Source organism: Nonomuraea guangzhouensis (assembly GCF_019396345.1).
Lineage (GTDB): Bacteria > Actinomycetota > Actinomycetes > Streptosporangiales > Streptosporangiaceae > Nonomuraea > Nonomuraea guangzhouensis.
Genome location: NZ_JAHKRM010000099.1, coordinates 1 through 3068, shown reverse-complemented (window position 1 = coordinate 3068; position 3068 = coordinate 1). Strand labels below are relative to the sequence as shown.

Genomic DNA, 3068 nt, shown 5'->3' with positions numbered 1-3068 from the left:
GGTCGAGGTGGAGGAGGTCGGTCCAGATGGCGGTGAGGAGTTCTTCGGTGGGGGTGGCGGGTGGCTGGTAGGCGCTGGCCAGCTCGGGTCGGGAGGCGTCCGGCGTAGGTAGCGCGGTGCGGTCGATCTTGCCGTTGGGGGTGAGGGGGAAGGCGGCGAGTTCGATGTAGGTGGTGGGGATCATGTGGTCGGGCAGGCTGGTCCGCAGGTGGTCGCGTAGTTCGTTGACCGGTGGAATGGGCTCGTCGCCTGGCACGAGGTAGGCGATGAGGTGCTGTTCGTGGAGGGTGACCAGGGCGGCGGTGATGGCCGGGTGCTCGGTCAGGGCATGCTCGATCTCTCCGGGTTCGATGCGGTAGCCGCGGAGTTTGATTTGGTGGTCGGTGCGGGTGAGGAAGTGGAGTTGGCCGTCGGCGCGCCAGTGTGCTTGGTCTCCGGTGCGGTAGAGGCGTTGGCCTTCTGGGGCGGCGATGAAGTGTTGGGCGGTGAGGGCGGGTCGGTGGTGGTAGCCGCGGGCGAGTCCGGTGCCGCCGATGTGGAGTTCGCCTGCCACGCCGATCGGTACTGGGTTGAGGTGGGGGTCGAGCACGTGGGTGTGGGTGTTGGGGAGGGGGCTGCCGATGGCCGGCATGCTGCCGGAGGGAGCGAGAGGCGGTGTGGTGGTGGTGATGACGGTGGTTTCGGTGGGTCCGTAGGTGTTGTGCAGGGTGAGGTGCGGTGCCCAGGCGTCGGCGAGTTGGGATGAGAGGCGTTCGGCGCCGAGGATCAGAGTTTTGAGCGACGTCGAGGGTGGGGTGGTGGCGTCTGGTGTGAGGGTGGCCAGCAGGGAGGGGACGATGCTGGCTGTGGTGATGTGGTGGCGGTTGATCAGTTGGGTGAGCTGGTCGGGGTGGGTTCGTTGTTCGGGGGTGGCTAGGACCAAGGTGGCGCCGGTGGTGAGGGTGACGGTGATGTCGAGGATGGCGGCGTCGAAGCTGAAGGAGGCGAATTGCAGGACGTTGCTGGTGTGGTCGATGGCGAACAGGGGTCGCATGGTGGTGGCGAGGTTGATCGCGGAGCGGTGGGTGGCTTGGACGGCTTTGGGACGACCGGTGGAGCCTGAGGTGTAGATGAGGTAAGCGGCCTGGTCCGGAAGGACCGTGACTTCCGGCGGTGTGGTGGGCTGGGCGTCCAGGGCGGCGTTGGTGGCGGGATCGTCCAGGGCCAGGATGTGGGAGAGGCCTGTGACGTCTGGCGGTGTGGTGGGCTGGGTGTCCAGGGCGGCGTTGGTGGCGGGATCGTCCAGGCCGATGGCGGGGATGCGGGAGGGCAGCTCGGTGGTGTGCTCGGTGGTGATGAGGAGGTCGGCTCCGCTGTCGGTGAGCATGTAGGTGAGTCGGTCGGTGGGGTAGTCGGGGTCGAGGGGGAGGTAGGTGCCGCCGGCTTTCCAGATGGCGAGGATGGCGACGATCATGTGGGTGCTGCGGGGCAGGCGCAGGCCGACCACGCCTTCGCGCTGTAGCCCGAGGCCGAGGAGGTGGTGGGCGAGTTGGTTGGCGCGGGTCTCCAACTGGCCGTAGGTGAGGGCGATGTCGTCGTAGACAACTGCCGGCGCGTGTGGCCGGGCCAGCGCGCAGCCGGTGATGAGCTCGTGGATGCCGTTGGCCTGGGGGAGTTCGGCAGTGGCGGCGTTCCAGTCGACGGTGAGCTGCTGGTGCTCGTTCGGAGTGAGGATGGGCAGGGCCGACAGATGCTGATCGGGGTCGGCGGTGATCGCGGTGAGGAGTTCGGTGAGGTGCCCGACCATGCGGCGGACGGTGGCCTCGTCGAACAGCGCGGTGCTGTACTGGATCGACCCGATCAAGCCCTCATCGGACGCGTGTCCCACCGTCAGGGCGACATCGAAGCGTGCGGGTAGCGACTCCACCGACGACGTGGGTGAGCTGTCGCTGGCTGTGGTGGTGTAGTTGAACAGGGTTTGGACCAGTGGTGTCCGTGACCGGTCTCTTGCGACCGCGAGTTCATCGATGAGCTGCTCGAAGGGCACGTCCTGGTGGGTGTAGGCGGCCAGTGCGGTGGCTCGGATCTGGGCCAGGAGCTGGGTGAAGGTGGGGTCGTCGCGCAGGTCGGCTCGTAGGGCCAGAGTGTTGACGAAGAAGCCGATGAGCTGTTCGGTCTCGCCGTGGTTGCGGTTGGCGACCGGGGTGCCGACGATCAGGTCTTCCTGGCCGGTGTATTTGCCGAGCAGGGTGGCGTAGGCGGCCAGCAGGGTCATGAACATGGTGGCGCCGTGGCGGCGGGAGATCTCCTGCAGTCGCCGGGTGATCTCCGTGCCGAGGTGGAAGCTGATGGCGGCGCCGGCGGTTGATCGCACGGCTGGGCGCGGCCGATCAGTCGGCAGGTCCAGGATGGGCGCATCGGCTAGCTGGGTGCGCCAGTAATCAAGCTGCTCGTCCAGGACCGGTCCGGTGAGCCAGTCGCGCTGCCATACCGCGAAGTCGGCGTACTGCACCGGCAACGGGGTGAGCGGGTTTGGCTGTCCGGCCTGGTAGCTGGTGTAAAGCGCCTCGAGCTCGCGGTGGAAGATCTTGGCCGACCACTCGTCGAACACGATGTGGTGCATGCACAAGGCGAGGATGTGCTCATCCTCGCTGAGCCGCAGCAGGCTGCCGCGGATCATCGGCTCCGTGTCGAGGACGAAGGGCTTAGCCGTATCCAAGGCCACCCACGCACGGGCTGCCTGGAACGGATCGGCCTCCGCGGTCAGGTCGATGATGGGCAGGTCGAAGGGCGATGCAGGGTCGATGACCTGCCAGGGCACACCATCGGTGTCAGCGACGAGGCGGGTGCGCAGCACCTCATGCCGCTCGACCAGCGTGTCCAGAGCCGCTCGCAGCGCGGTCACGTCCAGCTTCCGGCTCAACAGAATCGGAGAGGGAACGATGTACTCGGCCGAGCCGGGGTTGAGCTGGTCCAGGAACCAGAGTCGCTGCTGGGCGAAGGAGAGTGGCAGCTTCTGGTCGCGTGGGACGGCAACGATGGGCGGTGCCTGGTTTCCGGTGGTGCTGGCGTCGATGACTGTCGCCAGT

Annotated in this window: 1 protein-coding gene; it reads right to left on the bottom strand. The window is 67.0% G+C overall.

Going from position 1 to position 3068, the window contains the following annotated elements:
• On the bottom strand, positions 1-3068 hold a 3068-nt coding region (locus KME78_RS63515), incomplete at both ends, for an amino acid adenylation domain-containing protein (protein WP_219539932.1).